Source organism: Streptomyces sp. NPDC006643 (assembly GCF_042870175.1).
GTDB lineage: Bacteria > Actinomycetota > Actinomycetes > Streptomycetales > Streptomycetaceae > Streptomyces.
The window spans coordinates 171,674-192,831 of the sequence record NZ_JBIAHA010000019.1 but is presented as its reverse complement, the minus strand read 5'-3'; the positions used below and the strand labels follow the sequence as shown (position 1 = coordinate 192,831).

The window sequence follows — 21,158 nt, the reverse complement described above, 5'->3', positions numbered from 1 at the left end:
GACATGTCGTCGTAGCCGCCCCACCGGCAACTCGACCCCTTGACGACCTGAAGCATCTCTTTCACTCGATCCGAAATGTCCGAATTAAATACCGTTTCGCCGCACGTCAGGAGGGCGCCCGCCCGGCGCCCGCCCCCGCCACCCCGGCCTTCTGGCCCCTCAGGACCAAGGTCCCGATGCCGACCTTTCCGAAGGTCCTACCGGAATCAGCCGCTTCACCACTATTCCTGGTCGTAGGCCGGAAAACGGGTGTGCGGCTTGTCACGGCGGAGGCCTTCTCGGGGGTATCCCGGGGCCGTATCGAGGGGCACGATCCGCGTCCACGAAAGGCCGGATCGAGGGCCGTCGCAGGGCATGACAGAGGGGTGGCCCGGGACCAGTTACGGTCCCGGGCCACCCCTCTTGGCTGGGCTCAGTCTCGGCTCAGCCCTGGCTCAGCGTCGGCTCACGCTTCCTTCGTCAGATTCGGACCGGCACCAGCGCCGCCGGCCGCCTGCTCGATCGGCGGGACGTCGGGCAGCGCCGACTTCTCCTCGCCACGGAAGCTGAACTTCTTCTCCTCGCCCTCACCCTCGGTGTCCACGACCACGATGTGACCGGGGCGCAGCTCACCGAAGAGGATCTTCTCGGAGAGGATGTCCTCGATCTCGCGCTGGATCGTCCGACGCAGCGGCCGGGCGCCCAGAACGGGGTCGTAGCCCTTCTTGGCGAGCAGCGCCTTGGCGTTCGGGCTGAGCTCAAGGCCCATGTCCCGGTCCTTCAGGCGCTCGTCCACCTTGTGCACCATGAGGTCGACGATCTGAATGATGTCTTCCTCGGTGAGCTGGTGGAAGACGACGGTGTCGTCCACACGGTTGAGGAACTCGGGCCGGAAGTGCTGCTTCAGCTCTTCGTTGACCTTGTTCTTCATCCGCTCGTAGTTGGACTTGGTGTCGCCCTGGGCGGCGAAGCCCAGGTTGAAGCCCTTGGAGATGTCCCTGGTCCCGAGGTTGGTCGTCATGATGATGACCGTGTTCTTGAAGTCCACGACCCGGCCCTGGGAGTCGGTCAGCCGACCGTCCTCCAGGATCTGGAGAAGGGAATTGAAGATATCGGGGTGGGCCTTCTCGACCTCGTCGAAGAGGACGACGGAGAACGGCTTCCGGCGCACCTTCTCGGTGAGCTGGCCGCCCTCTTCGTACCCCACGTATCCGGGGGGAGAACCGAAGAGACGCGAAACCGTGTGCTTCTCGCTGAACTCCGACATGTCGAGGGAGATCAGCGCGTCCTCGTCGCCGAAGAGGAATTCGGCGAGCGTCTTGGACAGCTCCGTCTTACCGACTCCGGAGGGGCCGGCGAAGATGAACGAGCCACCGGGACGCTTCGGGTCCTTCAGACCCGCCCGCGTACGCCGGATGGCCTGGGAGAGCGCCTTGATGGCGTCCTTCTGGCCGATGACGCGCTTGTGGAGCTCGTCCTCCATACGGAGCAGTCGCGAGGACTCCTCCTCGGTGAGCTTGAAGACCGGGATGCCCGTGGCGGTCGCCAGGACCTCGGCGATCAGCTCCTCGTCCACCTCGGCGACGACGTCCATGTCGCCGGCCTTCCACTCCTTCTCCCGCTTGGTCTTCGCGGCCAGCAGCTGCTTCTCCTTGTCGCGGAGCGAAGCTGCCTTCTCGAAGTCCTGGGAGTCGATGGCCGACTCCTTGTCGCGGCGGACGTTCGCGATCTTCTCGTCGAACTCGCGGAGGTCCGGCGGAGCGGTCATCCGGCGGATGCGCATCCGTGAGCCGGCCTCGTCGATCAGGTCGATCGCCTTGTCCGGCAGGAAGCGGTCCGAGATGTAGCGGTCGGCGAGCGTCGCGGCGGCCACGAGCGCGGAGTCCGTGATGGACACGCGGTGGTGCGCCTCGTAACGGTCCCGCAGGCCCTTGAGGATCTCGATGGTGTGCGGGAGCGACGGCTCGGCCACCTGGATGGGCTGGAAGCGGCGCTCCAGCGCGGCGTCCTTCTCCAGGTGCTTGCGGTACTCGTCGAGCGTCGTCGCACCGATGGTCTGGAGCTCTCCACGGGCGAGCATGGGCTTCAGGATCGAAGCCGCGTCGATCGCGCCCTCGGCGGCGCCCGCACCCACCAGGGTGTGGAGCTCGTCGATGAACAGGATGATGTCGCCGCGGGTGCGGATCTCCTTGAGGACCTTCTTCAGGCGCTCCTCGAAGTCACCTCGGTAGCGGGAGCCCGCGACCAGGGCGCCGAGGTCCAGGGTGTAGAGGTGCTTGTCCTTGAGGGTCTCGGGCACCTCGCCCTTGACGATGGCCTGCGCCAGTCCCTCGACGACCGCCGTCTTGCCGACGCCGGGCTCGCCGATGAGAACCGGGTTGTTCTTCGTACGGCGGGACAGCACCTGCATGACCCGCTCGATCTCCTTCTCGCGCCCGATGACCGGGTCGAGCTTGGATTCGCGGGCCGCCTGGGTGAGATTCCTGCCGAACTGGTCCAGGACGAGGGAGGTCGAGGGGGTGCCCTCGGCCGGGCCGCCGGCGGTGGCGGCCTCCTTGCCCTGGTAGCCGGAGAGCAGCTGGATGACCTGCTGCCGCACCCGGTTGAGATCGGCGCCCAGCTTCACGAGGACCTGGGCGGCGACGCCCTCGCCCTCGCGGATCAGGCCGAGCAGGATGTGCTCGGTGCCGATGTAGTTGTGGCCGAGCTGAAGGGCCTCGCGGAGCGACAGCTCCAGGACCTTCTTGGCACGGGGCGTGAAGGGGATGTGGCCGGACGGAGCCTGCTGGCCCTGCCCGATGATCTCCTCCACCTGCTGGCGGACCGCCTCGAGCGAAATCCCGAGGCTCTCCAGGGCCTTAGCGGCGACACCCTCACCCTCGTGGATAAGGCCCAGGAGGATGTGCTCGGTGCCGATGTAGTTGTGGTTGAGCATCCGGGCTTCTTCCTGAGCCAGGACGACAACCCGCCGCGCGCGGTCGGTGAACCTCTCGAACATCGTTAATCGCTCCTCAGAGCGGTCAGGCAGTAAAGGGGTCGGTCCCCTCCCTGTCCTTCCGCAGCTTAGTCCCGCAAGCGGGGACCGCTCATTCCAACTGCCGACATCCGCCGTGATCACCCCGCCGTCGGCGGCGAACTTTCCTCACGAACAGCCGACACCTGCTCCAACCTGATGGTGCGAGACGATGTTCCCGCAGGCCAGACAGATACCCCCGCTATCGGTACGCCGATGGCGAACGTGAGACGTCCCGGACCGCGTGTCGCCCCTCCCCACTAGGAATGTCTTACCCGTAAGCACTGACAGTCCATGCGGCGCACCCGGGTTCGCTCCGCTACGGGCGAACACCCTTGCACTCCCGAATGCTTCCGCACGCCCCCACCGCGAACACATAGAGCGAGGGCGAATCAACACTGCGTAACCCAAAGCCCGGACGGGGAGTTGGTCCGTGCATGGCTCTTCCCGTCCCGCTCCCCCGTGCGCCGCTGCCGTCCGAAGGCGGCAGCGCCTTCTGGTACGAGCACGAGCTGGGCTGGGCCACGGCGGCGGGACCACCCGTCGCGCTGCTGACCGGGCTCCGCTTCGACGTACTGGAACTGCCGGCCGACGCGGGCGCCGCGGTGCTGCGGCGGATCGACGCGGCCGGGACGGGTCCGGTGGCCCTGGTGGCGGGCCGGATGCGGCTGCTGGTGGCCGCGGGCGGCGCGGACGAACTGCCGGGGCTGCTCGACTGGCTGGAGTGGGGCGGCGTCGCGCTCGATCTGACCGCTGTGGGCACCGGCGGCCGGATGACCGCTCCGGAGCCACCGGGAAGGCCGCGAGGGCCGACCGGGGCTCCGCCGCGAGGCGGAACGGGCGGCGGGCGCCCGGGGGCGGAGCAGGGGGCCGCCATGTGGCTGCGGCCCCCCGAGCCGGGACGCGAGGTGGAACCGACGTTGCCGGCTCTCACTCATTTCGGACACGGACCCGGAGGCAGTGCCGGACTCGGGGACAGGGGTGGGGGTGTCCCCGATCTCGTTCGACTCGTGGACACGGCGGCGACGGAGTGCCACCGGGCCCGATTGCTTCGTGGAGAATCGACGGGTACGAAATCTCAGCCGTTGGCCTTCTCGTAGGCTTCGCGGATCTCGGCCGGAACGCGACCGCGATCGTTGACGCTGTAGCCGTTCTCCTTGGCCCACTTGCGAATTTCCGCGGTGTCCTTGTTCCCACCCGCGGCGGCGCGGCCCTTGCCACGGCCACCGGCGGCGCGGCCACCGGTGCGACGGCCACTCTTGGTGTACGGGTCGAGCAGCCCACGGAGCTTGTCGGCATTCGCGTTCGTGAGGTCGATCTCGTAGGTCTTGCCGTCCAGCGCGAACGTGACGGTCTCGTCGGCCTCGCCACCGTCGAGGTCGTCAACAAGAAGGACCTGAACCTTCTGTGCCACCGGTTTTCCTTTCATCGAAAATGCAGTACGCCGAAAGGAAACCGCTTTTCTCAGGAAAACACAAACCCTCGGGAGAGGTTCTGTAGCACAAGAACACGGGAAACGTGCGCGATTCGGACATAGGGTTCCGGGTTCTTCAGCCGCTCACAGGTGCAGAAGCATCCGGCTGTTACCCAAGGTGTTCGGCTTCACCCGTTCGAGACCGAGGAACTCGGCGACACCCTCGTCATAGGAACGCAGCAGCTCGCTGTAGACATCTCCGTCGACAGGAGTCTCACCGATCTCCACGAAGCCGTGCTTGATGAAGAAGTCGACTTCGAAGGTCAGACAGAATACGCGCCGCACACCGAGCCACCGGGCGGTCTGCAACAACTTGTCGAGCACATGGCGTCCGACACCGTCGCCCCGGAACCGGGGATCCACCGCGAGTGTGCGCACTTCGGCGAGGTCTTCCCACATCACATGGAGTGCGCCGCAGCCGATGACGGTCGCGTCGTCGTCGCGTTCGGCGACCCAGAACTCCTGGATGTCCTCGTAAAGAGTCACCGTCGCTTTGTCGAGCAGGATGCCTTCGCTCACGTACGGGTCGACGAGACGGCGGACCGCGGACACATCGCTCGTCCTGGCCCGCCGGACGGTGATGGCATTTGCCGCGGCTTTCGGATCCCCAGAGGACATGACTGGACGCTATCGCCCCGCCGGATGCTCTCGGTCGGCGCCCTCGGACGGGACTTCGCCCGGCACTTCGGGCGGCACTTCGGGGGCGGCTTCCCGGGTGGCTTCCGATGCCGACTCCGATGCCGACTCCGGGGTGGTCTCGGGCGCGGCCTCGGGGATCACTTCCGGCCGGTCGCGGCGCACCATACGGACGGCGTCCTCCAGGGCGTCGCGCTGTGTCGGCGACATCATCCCGAAGAAGGCGACAAGGGCAGCCGCCGGGTTGTCGCTCTTCGACCAGGCTTCGTTCATCAGCGCGGCGGCGTAGGCGGCGCGGGTGGAGACCGCCGTATATCGATAGGCGCGGCCGTCGACTTCCCTGCGCACCCAGCCCTTCTGATGGAGATTGTCCATTACGGTCATCACGGTCGTGTAGGCGATGGACCGTTCCCGCTGAAGGTCTTCGAGGACTTCCCGGACGGTGACCGGACGGTTCCATTGCCAGACGCGACTCATGACGGCGTCTTCCAGGTCTCCCAATTGGCGGGGCACATCGTCACCATAGTGCGCGATGTCCGAATGGCCGGTTATTGACGTTACAAAAAGGACGTACGACGTGGCGGAAGTCGTACGTCCTGATCTACGGCAACCCGGCCGGCGGCGCCGGGAGCGTCAGGCGCCGGAGGGGCTGCCGCCCTGCTGCTCCACGGCCTCGGCGCGGGCGATCGCCGCGTCCACGGCCGCGTCCTCCTTGGCCTTGTTGTCCCCGCCCTGGCTCTTGACGATCGTCACGACCAGACCGATGAAGAAAGCGGCCATCACCACGGGCGGCACGAGAGCGGATACGTAGTCCATGGCCCAAGAGTAGCTAGCCGGCGGCCCGCCGCTCCGGCGGGGGCGCGGGCTTGCGGCGCGGCGGGAAGACCTCGGACGGCTTGGGCATCGGGCGCTCGGTGGCGGGCCGCCCGGGGGCCGAGGGGCGGCGCGGCGGCGCGGGCTGCTTCCCCGGCGCCTTCCCGGGCTCCTCCTTGGGAGGCTCCGGGTCGGCCGCGGCGCGCCCTCCCTGGAGCGCGAGCAGCCGGGTACGGGGCGCGGGGGCGGCGGGTGACCGGCCGGCGAGCCGGGCGCGTACGGAGTTCTCGGCGGTCCGCTGGCAGCGCTCCAGCAGCGCGGCGGCGACGGGTCGGGCGCGCAGGGTGCGCAGTGCCATGAGGTCCTCCGGGCGGGGGTCGTACCCGGCGGCCAGGGCGTCCTGGAGAAGCTCCAGATAGCCGGCGGCCGAGCCGGGAAGCGCGGCGCGGTAGCGGGCGAGGTCGGCGAGGAGGAACGCGCGCAGCCGACCGGCCTCGCGGACCGCCTCGTCCACGGATTCGGCGAGGCGCAGACACGCCTGGACGTCCTCGTCGGGGAGGGGAGCGGGGTGGAGGGCGACGGCGAGGGCGCCTCGGAGCACACGCAACTCGTCTGCGCCGAACGCCATGCCGCCGCGGGATCCGTAGGGCGTGGGCATGAGGTGACGATACTCACGAACCGCACAAAATCGTCTAAACGCGACAGCTGCGGCGCGGCGGCATGTCGGGCGCCACCTGGGCGTACCCGGGCACCTCCGGTCGCCGGACCGTGGCCGGCGACCGAGGGTTTCCCGGGGCTCGGCTACATACGCGAGACGTTGCGCTCGTACACCAGTCGGAGCCCGATCAGCGTCAGCCAGGGCTCGTGCTCGTCGATCACCGACGACTCGCCGAGGATGATCGGCGCCAGGCCGCCCGTCGCGATCACGGTGACCTCGCCCGGGTCCTCGGCCAGCTCGCGCGCCATCCGGGTCACGACCCCGTCGACCTGGCCCGCGAATCCGTAGACGATGCCCGACTGCATCGCCTCGACCGTGTTCTTGCCGATGACGCTGCGCGGGCGCGCCAGTTCGATCTTGCGCAGCTGGGCGCCCTTGATGCCGAGCGCCTCCACGGAGATCTCGATGCCGGGGGCGATGACCCCGCCGGTGTACTCGCCGCGCGCGCTGACGGCGTCGAACGTGGTGGCCGTGCCGAAGTCCACGACGACCGCCGGACCGCCGTACAGCTCGACGGCGGCGACGGAGTTGATGATCCGGTCGGCGCCGACCTCCTTCGGGTTGTCCACCAGGATCGGGACGCCGGTCTTGATGCCGGGCTCGACCAGGACGGCGGGGACGTCTCCGTAGTAGCGGCGGGTCACCTCGCGCAGTTCGTGCAGGACGGAGGGCACGGTGGAACAGATCGCGATGCCCTCGATGCCGTCCCCCAGCTCGTCGCCGAGCAGCGGGTGCATCCCCATGAGTCCCTGAAGGAGGACGGCGAGTTCGTCGGCCGTACGGCGCGCGTCGGTGGACACGCGCCAGTGCTCGACGATCTCCTCGCCGTCGAAGAGACCGAGCACGGTGTGGGTGTTGCCGACGTCGATGGTGAGCAGCATCAGACACCCGCCTCGCGCAGATCGAGGCCGATGTCGAGGATCGGGGCGGAGTGCGTGAGGGCACCGACGGCGAGATAGTCGACGCCGGTCTCGGCGTAGGCGCGGGCGTTCTCCAGGGACAGCGTGCCGGACGACTCCAGCACGGCCCGGCCGGCGACGAGCGCGACGGCCTCCGCGGTCTGCGCCGGGGTGAAGTTGTCCAGCAGGATCAGGTCGGCGCCCGCGTCGAGCACCTCGCGGACCTGCTGGAGGGTGTCGGTCTCCACCTCGATCGCCAGGTCGGGGAACTGGTCCCGTACGGCCTTGAACGCCTCCGCGACCCCGCCGGCGGCCACCACGTGGTTGTCCTTGACGAGCGCCGCGTCGGAGAGCGACATCCGGTGGTTGACGCCGCCGCCGCAGCGCACCGCGTACTTCTCCAGCGCGCGCAGGCCGGGCGTCGTCTTACGGGTGTCGCGGACCTTCGCGCCGGTGCCTTCGAGCGCGTCCGCCCACGCGCGCGTGGCGGTCGCGATGCCCGACAGCCTGCACAGGAGGTTGAGCGCGCTGCGCTCGCCGGTGAGCAGGTCACGGGTGCGGGTGGTGACGCTGAGGAGCTTCTGGCCGGCCTCGACGCGGTCGCCGTCCTCGACGTGCCGCTCGACCTCGAAGTCCTCCGTACAGACGAGGGACAGGACGGCCTCGGCGACCCGCAGCCCGGCGACCGTGCCGCTCCTGCGGGCCGTGAAGTCGCCGGTGGCGACGGCGTCGGCGGGGACGGTCGCCACGCTCGTGACGTCCACGCCGTGGGCCAGGTCCTCGCCGATGGCGACGTGGGCGATGTCCTCGACCTGGACGGGGTCGAGTCCGGCCTCGGCCAGCAGCGCGGCGAGCGCGGGGTCGAGACCGCACTCCAGGGTGTCCTCGCCGTCGGAACAGCCGCAGCCGTCGCCGCAGCCCCCGGCGGCGGACGCCGGGGCGCCGATCTGGATGAGCGGTACGTCCACGGCCTCGGGGCGCGGACTGTCTTCGGGCGTGCTCACGGTGAGGGCTCCCTGGGGACTGGGGGATCTACGGGATGTACGGCGGGAAAAGCGGGGGTCTCGGTCCGGCTCAGCTCCAGGGCGCGGCCCGTACCGAGGCGTACGACGAGATGGCGGCGCCAGTCGGTTTCGTTCCGCTCGGGGAAGTCCTCGCGCCAGTGGCAGCCACGGGTCTCCTCGCGCTCCAGGGCGGCGGCCACCAGGACACGGGCGACGCACAGGAGGTTGGAGGTCTCCCACGACTCGACGCCCGGCTGCGCGGGCTTTCCCGGGTCCGCGGGACCGGCCGGACGCAGCGCCTCCTGGAACACGGCTTCCAGGGCCTCGGCGGCCATGCCCAGGGTCGCGGCGGACCTGAGGACGCCCGCCCCCTCGGACATGATCCGCTGGATCGTGAGGCGCGCCTCGGGGGCGATGAGCGGCAGGAGCGCCGGGGAGCCGGCCCGCGCGGTCGTGGGCGGCCCGGCGGGCGGCGCGGGGCGGGGGGCCGCCGCTACCGCGGCGATGTCCGCCGCGATGCGCTCGGCGAACACCAGCCCTTCCAGGAGGGAGTTGGACGCCAGCCGGTTGGCGCCGTGCACGCCCGTGCAGGCCACCTCGCCGCACGCGTACAGGCCCGGCACGGTCGTACGGCCGCGCAGGTCGGTGCGGACGCCGCCGGACGCGTAGTGCGCGGCGGGCGCGACCGGGATCGGCTCGGTCACCGGGTCGATGCCGTGGGCCCGGCAGGCGGCGAGGATCGTGGGGAAGCGGGTGGCCCACATGTCGGCACCGAAGTGCCTGGCGTCGAGATACATGTGATCGGCGCCCTGCTCCCGCATACGGCGCATGATGCCCTTGGCGACGATGTCGCGGGGGGCCAGCTCGGCGAGTTCGTGCTGGTCGAGCATGAAGCGGACGCCGTCGGCGTCCACGAGATGGGCACCCTCGCCCCGTACCGCCTCGGACACCAGCGGCTGCTGGCCCTCCGATCCGGCACCGAGGAAGAGCACCGTCGGGTGGAACTGCACGAATTCGAGGTCGGAGACCTCCGCCCCGGCGCGGAGCGCGAGGGCCACGCCGTCGCCGGTGGAGACGGCCGGGTTGGTCGTCGCCGAGAAGACCTGACCCATGCCGCCGGTGGCCAGGACGACGGCGGGGGCGCGGACGGCGCCGACGCCGTCGTGCTGGCCCTCGCCCATCACATGGAGGGTGACACCGGAGGTGTTGCCGTACTCATCCGTAAGGAGGTCGAGGACCAACGCGTTCTCGACCGTACGGAGGGCGGCGTCGCGGACCGCGTCCACCAGGGCGCGGGAGATCTCCGCGCCGGTCGCGTCGCCTCCCGCGTGGGCGATACGGCGGCGGTGGTGGCCGCCCTCGCGCGTCAGCTGGAGATCACCCGTCGGGGAGGTGTCGAACCGCGCGCCGGTCCCTATCAGCCGGCGGACGGCGTCGGGGCCCTCGGTGACCAGCGTGCGTACGGCCTCCTCGTCACAGAGGCCCACGCCCGCCACGAGGGTGTCGCTCAGGTGCTGCTCGGGGGTGTCGCCCTCACCGAGGGCGGCGGCGATGCCGCCCTGCGCCCAGCGGGTGGAGCCGTCGTCGAGGCGGGCCTTGGTGACGACGACGGTCCTGAGCCCGGCCGCCGTGCAGCGCAGCGCCGCGGTGAGTCCGGCGACCCCGGAGCCGACGACGACCACGTCGGCGTCGAGGGTCCAGCCGGGCACGGGCGCGGTGAGCTGGATGCCGGCCGGCCGGCCGGGGCCCGGCTCCCATGCGGACTCGGCGGTCACAGGGCGGCTCCGAAGGTCAGGGGGATGTTGTCGATCAGCCGCGTCGTGCCGACGCGCGCGGCCACGGCGAGGATCGCCTCGCCGGTGTGGTCGTCCGCGACCTCGGTGAAGTCGGCGGGGTCCACGAGCGCGAGGTAGTCGAGCGTGAAGGCCGGGCTGTCCCTGACCGCCTGGTCGAGGACGACGCGGGCGGCGGACCGTACGGCTTGCGCGCCGCAGCCGGGCGGCTGAGCCGCGCCTGACGCCGCCTGGGCGACCGCGTGGGTGTCGGCGGCGGCCCGCGCCTCGCCGAGCGCGGAGAGGGCCGCCGCACGGGCCGTGGACGTGGGCGCGGACTCGGCGCGGGCGCGCAGGGCGTGCTGGGCGCCGAGGCGGTCGCGCGCGGCGAACAGCGCGCGGGAGAGCGTGAGCGCGGTCCGGCGTTCGGCGGTGGACAGGAAACGGTTGCGGCTGGACAGGGCGAGACCGTCGTCCTCCCGGACCGTCGGCACCCCGACGATCTCGACGGGGAAGTTCAGGTCGCGGGCCATCCGCCGGATCAGCGCGAGTTGCTGGGCGTCCTTGTGTCCGTAGAAGGCCACGTCGGGACGGGTGAGGTGCAGCAGCTTCGCGACGACGGTGAGCATGCCGTCGAAGTGGCCCGGCCGTGCGGCGCCTTCGAGGCGCTCCCCCATGGGCCCCGCGGAGATCCGTACCTGCGGCGCGCCGCCGGGGTAGACCTCGTCGGCGGACGGCGCGAACACGGCGTCGGCGCCCGCCGACTCGGCCGTCTTGAGGTCGCGTTCAAGGGTTCGCGGGTAGCGGTCGAGGTCTTCGCCCGCGCCGAACTGGAGCGGGTTGACGAAGACGGTGACGACGACGAAGCCGGCCGGGCCGACGTGGGCGCGGGCGGCGCGTACGAGCGCGGCGTGGCCGTCGTGGAGGGCGCCCATCGTCATGACGACGGCGGTGCGGGCGGCGGGCGTCTTCTCCCGTCCGGCTGTCCGGGCGTCGCCGTGCCGGGCGAGCAGCCCGTCCAGCTCCGCGCGCGTGGAGGCCAGTTCGAGGCTCATCGGTCGTCGCTCCCCCGGTGGTGGTCGCCGTCGGCGAGGACGTCCAGCAGGTCCTCCGCCAGGGCGGGCTTGAGCAGGCCGTGGGCGAGCGCCCGGTCGGCCGTCGTACGGGCCATCGCCAGATAGCCGGGCACCGCCGCGGGCGCGTGCTCGCGCAGCTCGGCGATGTGGGCGGCTACCGTGCCCGCGTCGCCGCGCGCTACGGGGCCGGTGAGCGCGGCGTCGCCGGAGCGCAGCGCGTTGTCGAGGGCGGCGCCGAGGAGCGGGCCGAGCATCCTGTCCGGGGCGGTGACCCCCGCCTTGCCCAGCAGCTCCATGGACTGGGCGACGAGTGTGACCAGATGGTTCGCGCCGAGCGCCAGGGCCGCGTGGTAGAGCGGGCGGGCGTCCTCCTCGATCCACTCGGGCTCGCCGCCCATCTCGATGACCAACGCCTCGGCGGCCAGGCGCAGTTCGTCGGGCGCCGTGACGCCGAAGGAGCAGCCCGCCAGCCGCTGGACGTCCACGGAGGTGCCGGTGAACGTCATCGCGGGGTGCAGCGCGAGGGGCAGCGCGCCCGCGTGCAGGGCGGGCGCCAGCACGTTCGTGCCGTACCGCCCCGACGTGTGGACCAGCAGCTGTCCCGGGCGGACGGCTCCCGTCTCGGCCAGCCCCTCGACCAGGCCGGGCAGCGCGTCGTCCGGGACGGTCAGCAGCACCAGTTCGGCACGGGCGAGCACGTCCGCGGGGGTTACGAGGGGCACGTCGGGGAGGAGGACGGCCGCTCTCCGTACGGAGGCGTCGGAGACGCCCGACGCGGCGACCGGGCGGTGACCGGCGAGCTGGAGAGCGGCGGCCAGCACGGGTCCGACGCGGCCGGATCCGACGACTCCGACCGTCAGCCGGGCGGGCCTGTCCCGTGGGTCACGAGGATCGGTGGGAGCTGATGATGCGTTCACGCGGTGGGGCCTTCCGTTCCAGTCCGCGACGGGTACCGGACGATTTCTCGCCATGCTACGCCAGCGTTTCGTGGCATTCCGCGACTGTCCACAGGCTGTGGGCGACCCCGGGGAAACCGCTCGTCGCACCCGCTCGCCGTGGGTGATGATCCCCCCATGGGAGACACGAACGAACAGGACGAACGACGACGGCGGCTGGCCGCCTGGCATGCCTCCGGACGGACACTGTGGCGGAACTCCGCCGACCGGCCCCTCGGTGAGCGGCTGGCCACGCTGGCGGCCGACGCGTCGTCGGTCTACGACCTGGACGAATGGACCGACGTGTACGGGGGCGGGGTCGTGGCCGACCTGGAGAGCCGGGTGGCGTCCCTGCTCGGCTTCCCCGCCGCCGCGTTCTTCCCGACCGGCACCATGGCGCAGCAGGTGGCGCTGCGGTGCTGGGCGGGGCGTACCGGGAACGCGACCGTGGCGCTGCATCCGCTGGCGCACCCTGAGGTGCACGAGGGCGGCGCCCTGTCGGTCGTCAGCGGGCTCCGTACGATCCACCCGACGTCCGAGCCCCGGCTGCCGACGGCCGAGGAGATCCACGCGGCGGACGAGCCGTTCGGCACGCTGATGCTGGAACTGCCGCTGCGGGACGCCGGGTTCGTGCTGCCCACGTGGGACGAGCTCGTCGCCGTGGTGGCGGCGGCGCGGGAGCGCGACGCGGTGGTGCACTTCGACGGCGCGCGGCTGTGGGAGTGCGAGACGCACTTCGGCCGGCCGCTGGCGGAGATCGCGGGGCTCGCGGACAGCGTGTACGTGTCGTTCTACAAGTCGCTGGACGGGATGTCCGGGGCGATGCTCGTGGGGCCGTCGGCGGTGGTCGAGGAGGCGCGGGTGTGGCGCCATCGGTACGGAGGGCAGGTCTTCCAGCAGTATCCGGCCGCGCTGTCCGCGCTGCTGGGGCTGGAACGGGAGCTGCCGCGGCTGCCGTCGTACGTCGCCCACGCGCGCGTGGTCGCGGCGGCGCTGGCGGAGGGGTTCGCCGAGTCGGCGGCGGGCGCCGGGGCCGAAGTGGCGTCGGCGCCGTGGTTCCGGGTGCACCCGAGGCGGCCCCACACCCACCAGTTCCAGGTATGGCTTCCGTACGACGCGCGCGTGCTGAGCGAGGCGGCGGTGCGGCAGGCCGAGGAGACCGGTGTGACGCTGTTCCGCCGCTGGTTCGACTCGGGCTCGGGCCCGCCGGGAGTGGCGGTGACCGAGGTGACGGTCGGGTCGGCGGGGCTGGAGTGGACGGCGGACGACGTCCGGCAGGCCGTACGGGAGTTCCTGGCGCGCGCGGAGACGGAGCGGACCCGCGCCGACGGGCCGGTCGGGTCCGACGGGTCCGACGGGCCGGACGCCGGCTCCGACGGCGGGCCCGCCGATTGACCGAGGGCGTCAATCGTCCGGCGCGCTGTCAGTGGCGGCGTGCAGCATGGGTGCATGAGCGTGACCATCGACATCACCGGGCTGCCCCACGAGCGGATCGTCTTCGAACCGTCCCCGCTCGCCGAGCTGGGCGCCGCCCTGCACGCGCTCTCCGAGCCCGGCCATCACGCACGGCTCCACGGCTGGGCCACCGCCACCTCCGCCGGTCTGAAGCCCGAGCTGGCCGACCGGCTGCACGAGGCGGACTTCCTGTGGCGCTCCACCCGCTCCGACATCCTGCTGCCCGCCCGCCCCCGCGAGACGCTGGCCGAGGAGCTGGACGACCTCGACACCATGCCGGACGAGAGTTACGTGGCGGCGGCGCTGGAGATCTCCTGCGCCAGTCAGTACGACGCGGGCGCGCCGTCCCCGCTGGTCGACGCCGGGACGCGCGAGCGGGTGCTGGAGCTGGCCGCGGCACGCGGACCGCGCCAGTCCGCCTTCATACGGCGCATGCTGGCCGACCCGCCCGCCGTCCGGGCCTGGATACGGCGGCTGCTGGAGGAGTGCGACGAGGCGTTCTTCGCCGACACCTGGCGGCGCGTCCGGGTCCAACTGGCCGCCGACGCCCGGCACAAGACCGAGCTGCTGCGGCGCAAGGGCCTCGCGGAGGCCGTCGCCGCCGTCTCGTCCGCCGTGAGCGTCCAGGAGACGGGACCGGTCACCGCCGTCGTCGTGGACAAGCTCTCGTCGGGCCGCACGAGCGCCGCCGGATCGGGTCTGACGTTCCTGCCGACCGCCTTCGGCTGGCCGCATCTGCTGGCGCTGCACGCGCCCGGCTGGCAGCCGGTCGTGCAGTACCCGGTGGGCAGCCCGGAGCCGTCGGGCGGCGCGCCCTCCGTGGAGGTGGTCACGCTGCGCCTGGAGGCGGTCGCGCATCCGATGCGGATGAGGCTCTGCCGGAGTCTCGCGCGGGGCTCGTACACGACGGGCGAGCTGGCCGACACGTACGGGATCTCGGCCCCGGAGGTGTCCCGGCATCTGTCCGTGATGCGCAAGGCCGGGCTGCTGACGACCCGCCGCCGGGGCCGCTATGTGCTGCATCAGTTGGACGTGACCATCGTGGCCAGGCTCGGCAGCGACTTCCTGGAGGGCGTGCTGCGTTGAGGTCCGGAGAGGAGAACCGTCGCGGAGTCGGCCAGGTCAGACGGGCCGGATCGACCGGACGGACAGAGCTGCCGAACCGACCGGAAGATCGACCGTCCGCAGCGGCGGATCAGTCGAAGCGGATGTGCCTGACGCCGACCCAGGCGCGCCGCAGTCGGTGGCGGAGCGCGCTGTCGGTGTTCGGGGCGAGCCGCAGCCCCGCCGACGCGGCGATGATGTCGGCGACCTGGGGGACCGTCACCGCGTCGGTACGGATGTGCTCGCCGAACTCCGGCCGGGACAGCCGTTCCAGACAGTGGTCCAGTTTGCCGACGGCGAAGCTCTCCCTCTTGAGTCCCCTCCCCAACCCGCGTTCGGTGAGCCTCTTCAGGACGGTCTCGCGCCCGGCGAGCAGCGCGAAGTGGCGTACGTCGTGGCCCTCTTCGCGCAACCGGCCGACGATCTCCTTGAAGTAGCCGTCGTCCACGAGTGTCATGGGGGCGATCACCGTGCCCTCGTGCTCGCGCAGCGCCAGGTCGAGCACGTCGTGCACCCCCTGCCGCCAGACGGGCAGGTCCTGGAAGTCCCCCCGGAGCCCCGCGGGCATCATGCGGTGCAGCCCGAACCCGACCAGCTCCGGATCGCAGATCACACTGCCCGGCAGCCGCCGCGCGATCTCGTGCGCGGTCTGCGTCTTCCCGCCGCCGAAGGGCCCGTTGATCCACAGCAGCATCAGAGGGCCCCGCCCCCGGCGCGCACCAGCCCCGACTCGTACGCGAGCACCACGACCTGCACCCGGTCGCGCAGGGCGAGCTTGGTGAGGATCCGGCCGACGTGCGTCTTCACGGTCGCCTCCGAGAGCACCAGCCGGGCGGCGATCTCGCCGTTCGACAGGCCCTGGGCGACCAGCAGCATGACCTCGCGTTCGCGGCCCGTCAGCCGCTCCAGCGCGCCGCTGGCCGCCTTGCTCTCCTTGCCGCTCGGCAGCATGGCCGAGAAGCGGTCGAGCAGCCGCCGCGTCGTGGACGGCGCGACGACCGCGTCCCCGCTGTGCACGGCGCGGATCGCGGTCAGCAGCTCGGACGGCGGCACGTCCTTGAGCATGAAGCCGCTGGCGCCCGCCTTGAGCCCCGAGAAGGCGTACTCGTCGAGGTCGAACGTCGTCAGGATGAGCACCTTGGGCGCTCCGGGCTCGGCGCAGATGCGCCGGGTGGCCTCCACGCCGTCCAGCCGGGGCATGCGTACGTCCATGAGGACGACGTCCACGGCCGTGGTGCGCAGATTCTCGATCGCCTCCGCGCCGTCACCCGCCTCCGCGACGACCTCCATGTCCGGCTGTGCGGCCAGCACCATGCGAAAACCGGTGCGCAGCAGCACCTGGTCGTCGACGAGCATCACACGGATCGACATCGGCGGGTTCCTTGTCCGTTGGGTCCGGCAGTCGGGGGTCCGGCAGTCGTGGTCGGGTGGCGGTGCGGCACGTGGCCAGGCACGTGCCGGGCACGTGATCAGGTAGGAGATCAGGTAGGAGATCAGGCAGATGATCAGGCACGTGATCAGGCAGCCGGCCCGACCGGTGGCCCGTCGCGGGACTCAATGCGCGGGCTTCAGGGGAAGCAGCGCGCTGATCCTGAAGCCGCCCCCCGGCCTCGGCCCCGCGTCGAGCGTGCCGCCGACCATGCCGACCCGCTCCCGCATCCCGATGAGCCCGTGTCCCCGGCCGTCCGCGCCACCGTCCACGTACAGCTCGTGGCCCGCGCCGCGCCCGTCGTCCTCCACCAGAAGTCCGAGCCCGTCGTCGAAGTAGACCAGACGCACGCTGGCCCCCACATCGGGTCCCCCGTGCTTGCGGCTGTTCGTCAGGGCTTCCTGCACGATCCGGTACGCGGTCAGCTCCACACCGCTCGGCAGCGACCGGGGGGTGCCCTCGACCTTGAAGTCGACGGTGAGCCCCGCCGACCGCACCTGCTCGACCAGGTCCTCTATCTGCCGGACGTCGGGCTGCGGCACGTACTCGCCGCTCTCCTTGACGTCCCCGGTCCGCAGCACACCGAGCAGCCGGCGCATCTCGGCCAGCGCCTGCCGTCCGGTGCCGGAGATGGTCTCCAGCGCCTGCCTGGCCTGCTCGGGCGCGGTGTCCAGGACATAGGCCGCGCCGTCGGCCTGCACGACCATCACGGACACGTTGTGCGCGACGACGTCGTGCAGCTCGCGGGCGATCCGCGCGCGCTCCGCCGCGACGGCCACCTTGGCCTGCGCCTCGCGCTCCTTCTCCAGCCGGGAGGCGCGCTCCTCCAGCTGGGCGAAGTAGGCGCGGCGGGTACGGACGGAGTCGCCGAGCACCCAGGCGAGCGCGAAGGGAACGGCCAGCACGACGGTCAGGAAGAGCTGGCCGGCGAAGCTGGTCTCCGTCGTGGGCCAGCGCAGCTGCGCCAGCGGCGCCGCCGCCAGACCGCCGATCAGCCCCAGCTGGGTGGCCCAGCGGGGGCCGCCCCGCGCCGAGACCGTGTAGATGAGCGCCAGCATGGCGAAGTCGCTCGGATTGGCCGGCACGTCCACCAGGAGCTGCACCACTCCCAGCACGGCCACGGCCAGCAGCATCCGCTCGGGGGCCCGTCGGCGCAGCACGACGGTGAGCGACACCAGCAGGACGACCACCGCGGAGACGGTGGCGTGCCGTGCGTTCTGCTCCGCCTCCACCCCGACCCACAGCACGGAAAACCCGATGAGGACCACAGCCCAGAAGCTGTCGACGCCCGTCGGGTGTCTGCGGAGAAAATCGTAGAGGCGCTGCACGTAACCCAGCGTAGGGAAGCCGAAGAGGTGGAAGGGTCAACCGGAGGGTCGATCCGGTCGGTGAGAACGTACTCCCCAAGGTGGAGACTTGGCACTGTGACGGATGAGACGTGTCAGCGCGACGAGGCTCACGGGGCTGCGAGCGCCGTGGAGCCGCGCGGCTGGGCCGTGGCCATGGAGAGTGCCCTGTACGGCCCCGAGGGCTTCTACCGGCGCCCTGAGGGCCCTGCGGGGCACTTCCGCACCTCCGTCCACGCCTCCCCGCTCTTCGCCTCGGCCGTCGCGGGGCTGCTGGTGGCGACGGCGGAGGCCCTGGACACCGACGAGATCGCCCTGGTCGACGTCGGCGCGGGGCGCGGGGAGCTGCTGACGGGGGTGCTCGCCGCCGTACCGGACGGGCTGTCCGTACAGCCGTACGCCGTCGAACGGGCCGCGCGCCCGCCGGGGCTCGATCCGCGCGTCGAGTGGACCGACAGGCCCCCGCCCGGTGTACGGGGGCTGCTCTTCGCCAACGAGTGGCTGGACAACGTGCCGGTGGACGTCGCCGAGACCGGACCCGACGGGACGGTGCGGTACGTGCTGGTGGGCCCCGACGGTACGGAGCACCCCGGCGCCCCGGTCGACGGCCCGGACGCCGACTGGCTGGCGCGCTGGTGGCCGCTGACGGAGCCGGGGACGCGGGCGGAGATCGGCCGCGCGCGTGACGAGGCGTGGGCCGCCGCCGTGGCGACGCTGGACCGGGGGCTGGCGGTGGCGGTCGACTACGCGCATGTAAGGGGCGACCGGCCGCCGTTCGGGACGCTGACCGGGTTCCGGGACGGCCGCGAGGTGCGGCCGGTGCCGGACGGCGGCTGCGACATCACCGCCCATGTGGCGCTCGACGCGTGCGCGGCGGCCGGCGACGTCCATGACGGCGCCGTCGGCGCGGACTCCTTCGTACTGAACGCGGGCTCCTTCGTACTGAAGCAGCGCGAGGCCCTGCACCGTCTCGGCGTCAGCGGTGAGCGCCCGCCACTGGCCCTCGCCATGACCGACCCCGCCTCCTACGTACGCGCGCTCGCCACCGCCGGCGAGGCCGCCGAACTGACCGCGCGCGGCGGCCTCGGGGACTTCGGCTGGCTGCTGCGTCCCGTGCGTACGGCTCTGAGAGACTGGGCCGCATGACGGAGACCACCCGCACGACGGTCGGCATCGGCGGCGCCGCCGAGAGCACGGACATGGTGCTCAACATCGGGCCGCAGCACCCCTCCACGCACGGTGTGCTCCGACTGCGTCTGGTGCTCGACGGCGAGGTGATCCGGCAGGCCGAGCCGGTCATCGGCTATATGCACCGCGGCGCGGAGAAGCTGTTCGAGGCGCGCGACTACCGCCAGATCATCATGCTCGCCAACCGCCACGACTGGCTGTCGGCGTTCTCCAACGAGCTGGGTGTGGTGATGGCCGTCGAGCGCATGCTCGGCATGGAGGTGCCGGAGCGCGCCGTCTGGACCCGGACGCTGCTCGCCGAGCTGAACCGGATGCTGAACCATCTGATGTTCCTCGGCTCGTACCCCCTCGAACTGGGCGGCATCACCCCGGTGTTCCACGCCTTCCGGGAGCGCGAGGAGTTGCAGGCCGTCATGGAGGAGATCTCCGGCGGCCGGATGCACTTCATGTTCAACCGCGTCGGCGGTCTCAAGGAGGACCTGCCCGCGGGCTGGCTGGGCCGCGCCAGGCACGCGGTCGCCGAGGTCCGTTCGCGGATGGACGTGTACGACAGGCTGGTCCTCGGCAACGAGATCTTCCGGGGCCGGACCCGGGGCGTGGGCGTCCTCTCCGCGAACGCCGCCCACGCGTACGGGGTTTCGGGGCCGATCGCGCGGGCCTCGGGCGTCGACTTCGACCTGCGCCGCGACGAGCCCTATCTCGCGTACGGCGAACTCCAGGACACCCTCAAGGTCGTCACCCGCGAGGACGGCGACTGTCTGGCCCGCTTCGAGTGCCTGCTGGGCCAGACCCACAACTCGCTGGATCTCGCAGACGCGTGCCTGGACCGGATCGCCGGCCTGGCGCCCGGTCCCATCAACCAGCGGCTGCCCAAGGTCCTCAAGGCGCCCGAGGGGCACACGTACGCCTGGACCGAGAATCCGCTCGGCATCAACGGCTACTACCTGGTGTCGAAGGGCGAGAAGACGCCCTACCGGCTGAAGCTGCGCTCCGCGTCCTTCAACAACATCCAGGCCCTCACCGAGCTGCTGCCGGGCACGCTGGTCGCCGACATGGTCGCGATCCTCGGATCGCTGTTCTTCGTCGTCGGCGACATCGACAAGTAGCGTTCAGGAGCCGATCGCGCTGCGCAGCTGGCCCAGCGGCAGCGGCTCGGTCTCGTCGTGCTCGGTCAGATCGATGACCTGGCCCACCGCCCGGTCCTCGGCCCTGTGCTGCACGGCCAGGGCCTCCTCGCCGACCACGTCGGCGAGGTCCTCGCGCTGTGCCCGTTCCAACTGCGCGGGCTCGGGCCTGACCGCGGCCCGGGTGTCCGCGGACGGACGGTCGGCGGGGCCGTCCTCCGTCGTGTCGGCGGCGGGCGTCTCGCCCGTCTCGGGGCCGCCCTTCTGCGTACCGAAGAAGTCGAAACCTCCCTCGGGTCCCCGTTGCAGCCGGTGCCGCCGGTTGTACGGGACGATCGCCGACGCACCGGAGTGCGGACGCGTCGCGGGCAGGGACGACGCCGGGCGGGACTTCGAAGGAAGGGCGGACGACGAGCGTGTGTGCTCGTCGGCCGCCTTCCGCTGCTGTGCCTGCTCGGTCCGCGTCTTCGCGGCCCGCTCGGCGCGGGCCTTCTCAGCGGCCTTCGCGGCCCGCTTCGCCCGCTCCTCCTCCGCCGCGGCTTCGCGGGCCTCGCGGGCCGCGCGCGCGGCGAGTTCACGCCGCCGCGTCTCTTCGAGGATGCCCCTCGTGTACTGCGCGGCGCCGTTGCGCGTCAGATCCTCCAGCGCCTGCGCGGCGCGGAAGTACGTCGACGCGGTGGGCGTACTGCCCGCCGGCGGCAGCGCCTTGGGCTCGCGGGCCGCTTCGATGGCGAGCTGCCGGGTCCCCTCCAGCGCGCTGGCGCGCGCCGTCTCCGCCGTCGCGTACCGGCGCAGCAGGGCGGCGTGCTCACCGCGCAGCTTCGCGAGTTCCACCCGCTTGGCGCGCAGCTTGCTGTCGAGCCGGGTGCGGATCTCGCGTGATTCGTCGACGTCCGCTTCGAGTTCGGCTATTCGCTCCTCGGTCTTCCACTCCTCGCTCGCCTGCGCGCGCAACAGCTCCGCGACGCGCCGGCCCGCCGCCCGGTCCCAACTGCGCATCAGATAGGCGCCGGTGAGGGCGGCGGCGGCAGTGGCCGCCACCAGGCCGCGGAGCGCCACGGGTTCCGCGAGGAGCCAGGCACCCGCGGCGCACAGGGCCGCGGCCCCGGCTACGGCCGACGGCGGCAGAATCCTGTGGAGGGGCGGGGAATGGCGATGGCGTCCACGTGGCATGGCCCGAAATTTACCGCGCG

The 21,158-nt window shown here is 71.6% G+C and carries 20 protein-coding genes; 5 read left to right on the top strand and 15 right to left on the bottom strand.

All coding sequences use genetic code 11. From position 1 onward, the window contains the following. Positions 1-445: 445 nt before the first annotated feature. Entirely contained in the window at positions 446-2,977 is a 2,532-nt protein-coding gene (locus tag ACFYNU_RS25540; RefSeq protein WP_356588645.1) for an ATP-dependent Clp protease ATP-binding subunit, read from the bottom strand. A gap of 452 nt (positions 2,978-3,429) precedes the next feature. Between ACFYNU_RS25540 and ACFYNU_RS25535 the strand changes: the two genes are divergently transcribed. Then, the gene (locus ACFYNU_RS25535) at positions 3,430-4,092 is read left to right on the top strand and encodes an SCO3374 family protein (RefSeq protein ID WP_356588647.1); all 663 of its coding nucleotides are present in this window, start codon (positions 3,430-3,432) and stop codon (positions 4,090-4,092) included. On the opposite strand, the gene ACFYNU_RS25530 is transcribed toward ACFYNU_RS25535, so the two are convergent. The 10 genes from ACFYNU_RS25530 to ACFYNU_RS25485 all read right to left on the bottom strand — a co-directional run bounded on the left by ACFYNU_RS25530 (position 4,071) and on the right by ACFYNU_RS25485 (position 12,301). Continuing rightward, positions 4,071-4,406, bottom strand: coding sequence for an Lsr2 family protein (locus ACFYNU_RS25530; protein WP_023539576.1), 336 nt, complete (start codon positions 4,404-4,406; stop codon positions 4,071-4,073). The genes ACFYNU_RS25535 and ACFYNU_RS25530 overlap by 22 nt on opposite strands. A gap of 144 nt (positions 4,407-4,550) precedes the next feature. Next, the gene (locus ACFYNU_RS25525; protein ID WP_356588649.1) at positions 4,551-5,084 is read right to left on the bottom strand and encodes an amino-acid N-acetyltransferase; all 534 of its coding nucleotides are present in this window, start codon (positions 5,082-5,084) and stop codon (positions 4,551-4,553) included. A gap of 9 nt (positions 5,085-5,093) precedes the next feature. After that, positions 5,094-5,579 carry a BlaI/MecI/CopY family transcriptional regulator gene (locus tag ACFYNU_RS25520; protein WP_388767320.1) on the bottom strand — a complete coding sequence of 162 codons (486 nt, stop codon included), beginning with the start codon at positions 5,577-5,579 and terminating at the stop codon, positions 5,094-5,096. Positions 5,580-5,735: 156 nt separating this feature from the next. Continuing rightward, positions 5,736-5,918 (bottom strand): hypothetical protein, encoded by a 183-nt coding sequence (locus ACFYNU_RS25515; RefSeq protein ID WP_356588653.1) that lies wholly within the window; start codon positions 5,916-5,918, stop codon positions 5,736-5,738. A gap of 13 nt (positions 5,919-5,931) precedes the next feature. Continuing rightward, positions 5,932-6,543, bottom strand: a complete 612-nt coding sequence (locus ACFYNU_RS25510) for a hypothetical protein (RefSeq protein ID WP_356588932.1) — start codon at positions 6,541-6,543, stop codon at positions 5,932-5,934. 173 nt (positions 6,544-6,716) lie between these two features. Further along, complete coding sequence (locus tag ACFYNU_RS25505) at positions 6,717-7,514, bottom strand: type III pantothenate kinase (protein WP_356588655.1); 798 nt, start codon at positions 7,512-7,514, stop codon at positions 6,717-6,719. Further along, entirely contained in the window at positions 7,514-8,536 is a 1,023-nt protein-coding gene (gene nadC / locus ACFYNU_RS25500; RefSeq protein WP_356588657.1) for a carboxylating nicotinate-nucleotide diphosphorylase, read from the bottom strand. The genes ACFYNU_RS25505 and nadC overlap by 1 nt, the downstream gene beginning before the upstream one ends. After that, on the bottom strand, positions 8,533-10,311 hold the full coding sequence (locus ACFYNU_RS25495; RefSeq protein WP_356588659.1) for an L-aspartate oxidase: 1,779 nt from the start codon (positions 10,309-10,311) through the stop codon (positions 8,533-8,535). The genes nadC and ACFYNU_RS25495 overlap by 4 nt, the downstream gene beginning before the upstream one ends. Then, a complete protein-coding gene (gene panC, locus ACFYNU_RS25490) occupies positions 10,308-11,363 on the bottom strand; it encodes a pantoate--beta-alanine ligase (protein ID WP_356588661.1) in 1,056 nt (351 codons plus the stop codon). Before panC ends, ACFYNU_RS25495 begins: the two co-directional genes overlap by 4 nt. Then, positions 11,360-12,301: a DUF2520 domain-containing protein gene (locus ACFYNU_RS25485; RefSeq protein ID WP_356588663.1), complete on the bottom strand. Its 942-nt coding sequence runs from the start codon at positions 12,299-12,301 to the stop codon at positions 11,360-11,362. Before ACFYNU_RS25485 ends, panC begins: the two co-directional genes overlap by 4 nt. A 156-nt stretch (positions 12,302-12,457) precedes the next feature. Here ACFYNU_RS25485 and ACFYNU_RS25480 point away from each other — a divergent pair, with 156 nt between their 5' ends. Together ACFYNU_RS25480 and ACFYNU_RS25475 are read left to right on the top strand one after the other, a co-directional pair. Then, on the top strand, positions 12,458-13,714 hold the full coding sequence (locus ACFYNU_RS25480) for a beta-eliminating lyase-related protein (RefSeq protein WP_356588665.1): 1,257 nt from the start codon (positions 12,458-12,460) through the stop codon (positions 13,712-13,714). Positions 13,715-13,768: 54 nt separating this feature from the next. Further along, positions 13,769-14,860 carry a DUF5937 family protein gene (locus ACFYNU_RS25475; RefSeq protein WP_356588667.1) on the top strand — a complete coding sequence of 364 codons (1,092 nt, stop codon included), beginning with the start codon at positions 13,769-13,771 and terminating at the stop codon, positions 14,858-14,860. Between the two features lie 109 nt (positions 14,861-14,969). Here the strand turns inward: ACFYNU_RS25475 and ACFYNU_RS25470 are convergent, their stop codons facing one another. The 3 genes from ACFYNU_RS25470 to ACFYNU_RS25460 form a co-directional block, all read right to left on the bottom strand. Then, positions 14,970-15,572: an AAA family ATPase gene (locus ACFYNU_RS25470; protein WP_356588669.1), complete on the bottom strand. Its 603-nt coding sequence runs from the start codon at positions 15,570-15,572 to the stop codon at positions 14,970-14,972. Next, on the bottom strand, positions 15,572-16,249 hold the full coding sequence (locus tag ACFYNU_RS25465) for a response regulator transcription factor (RefSeq protein ID WP_356588671.1): 678 nt from the start codon (positions 16,247-16,249) through the stop codon (positions 15,572-15,574). The genes ACFYNU_RS25470 and ACFYNU_RS25465 overlap by 1 nt, the downstream gene beginning before the upstream one ends. A gap of 183 nt (positions 16,250-16,432) precedes the next feature. Next, a complete protein-coding gene (locus ACFYNU_RS25460; protein WP_356588673.1) occupies positions 16,433-17,635 on the bottom strand; it encodes a sensor histidine kinase in 1,203 nt (400 codons plus the stop codon). Positions 17,636-17,809: 174 nt separating this feature from the next. Here ACFYNU_RS25460 and ACFYNU_RS25455 point away from each other — a divergent pair, with 174 nt between their 5' ends. Together ACFYNU_RS25455 and ACFYNU_RS25450 are read left to right on the top strand one after the other, a co-directional pair. Further along, positions 17,810-18,799 (top strand): SAM-dependent methyltransferase, encoded by a 990-nt coding sequence (locus tag ACFYNU_RS25455; RefSeq protein ID WP_356588934.1) that lies wholly within the window; start codon positions 17,810-17,812, stop codon positions 18,797-18,799. Further along, positions 18,796-19,947: an NADH-quinone oxidoreductase subunit D gene (locus tag ACFYNU_RS25450; RefSeq protein WP_356588675.1), complete on the top strand. Its 1,152-nt coding sequence runs from the start codon at positions 18,796-18,798 to the stop codon at positions 19,945-19,947. Before ACFYNU_RS25455 ends, ACFYNU_RS25450 begins: the two co-directional genes overlap by 4 nt. Positions 19,948-19,950: 3 nt before the next feature. On the opposite strand, the gene ACFYNU_RS25445 is transcribed toward ACFYNU_RS25450, so the two are convergent. Then, a complete protein-coding gene (locus tag ACFYNU_RS25445) occupies positions 19,951-21,138 on the bottom strand; it encodes a hypothetical protein (protein ID WP_356588677.1) in 1,188 nt (395 codons plus the stop codon). Between the last annotated feature and the right edge of the window lie 20 nt (positions 21,139-21,158).